Below are 1,373 nucleotides of genomic sequence, written 5' to 3' on the forward strand. Positions count from 1 at the left end.
TTATGGCGAATAGTGATAGATGAAGGCGATCGTTACAGCATCTCACATGTGAGTATTTGGGAAGACACGAATACAATCGAATTTAAGACCTACCCTAAAGGCACCGAGTTATTAAAAGGCTTAGAAAGCCATTGGGATGCCCAACGACTGGTATGGTTTACCAAAGGTTTTTACAAAGCTGAAACTCGTGAAGATCGAATAGTCATGTCTGACCTAAGAATGGGCGTTGAAGGCGCTTATGCATTCAATTTCGCCATTGCAGAACAAGTAAACCAAGATACTCAAGTATCGACTATTTCGCCTATCAAAGCCATACGTGTCAACGATTCACTTGATTGGACAAAGCTTACATTACTGTGGGACCGACTTTGGGACTCAAGTGTTTCACTGCATCCGCAGCAGTAAAAGGGGACGGAGGGATTATAAAGTAATCAGTTAACGGATTTTTAGTTGGTACAGAACTCTGATTAAAAAAGAATCCCTCAGTCCCCTTAAAGCAGCTTAGTTGAATCAGAGCGCTACTTATTGGAATGTTATAGATATATTTAGCTAAATCCAGTAGTCGCCAATATGGTTGAAGATCCAGGTGATTATTATTGGTCAAGTTATCAGTGTAATGCTTTAGGTAAAGTATCAGGGTTATTGAACCCGCATAAAGAGTATTTGGCACTGGGCAAGTCGACTGATGAAAGGTTAAATAATTATAGAGAATTGTTTAGGCATCATGTAGATGAAGAAATGATCACAGATATACGCGAGGCGGTTAACAAGGGAATAGCGATAGGTAGTGAAGGGTTCAAGGAACAGATTGAGCGAAGGTATCATCGTCGAGTGGTTCCTGGAAAAGCGGGTAGGCCGAGGATTGAAGGTTGATTGGTAAATGTTACTCTGACCCCGATTACTCTTATTGATAACTGAGTCGTATCAGGTTACAATTCGGCTTATGATTCTATCATTTAAACACAAAGGCCTCGAGAAGTTCTTCAAAGCAGGAAAAACTTCAGGTATTCAAGTAAAGCACTCTAAGCGTTTAAAACTTATTTTAGGCCGACTTAATGCTTCTACTTCCCCAGATGATATGAATTTACCGGGGCTATTTCTGCACTCCTTATCTGGTAAGCGTTCAGATGTTTGGTCTGTTCGTGTTAGTGGGAATTGGAGGGTGACGTTCCGTTTCAATGGGGAACATGCAGAAATTGTAAATTACGAAGATTATCACTGAGGTGAAATTATGCTAATGCACAACCCTCCACATCCAGGCGAGATTATTAAAGAGCTTTGTCTTGAGCCTCTCGAGCTAAGTATCACTGCAGCGGCTGAAGCATTAGGCGTTAGTCGAAAAACACTCTCTAGTATTGTTAACGGTAAAGCAG

3 protein-coding genes and 1 pseudogene are annotated in these 1,373 nt (G+C 41.0%); all 4 read left to right on the top strand.

Features of this window, described 5'->3' with window-relative positions; translation table 11 throughout:
* Window positions 1-405, top strand: a pseudogene (locus tag A3729_RS18670) (metal-dependent hydrolase); the annotation flags it as partial.
* A gap of 165 nt (window positions 406-570) precedes the next feature.
* Window positions 571-873, top strand: coding sequence for a transposase (locus A3729_RS18675; protein WP_068516012.1), 303 nt, complete (start codon window positions 571-573; stop codon window positions 871-873).
* A 70-nt stretch (window positions 874-943) separates the two neighbouring features.
* Entirely contained in the window at window positions 944-1,222 is a 279-nt protein-coding gene (locus A3729_RS18680; protein ID WP_068512971.1) for a type II toxin-antitoxin system RelE/ParE family toxin, read from the top strand.
* 15 nt (window positions 1,223-1,237) lie between these two features.
* On the top strand, window positions 1,238-1,373 hold a 136-nt coding region (locus A3729_RS18685; protein WP_231877468.1), incomplete at its 3' end, for a HigA family addiction module antitoxin.

The sequence above is a fragment of the Oleiphilus sp. HI0043 genome (assembly GCF_001634935.1).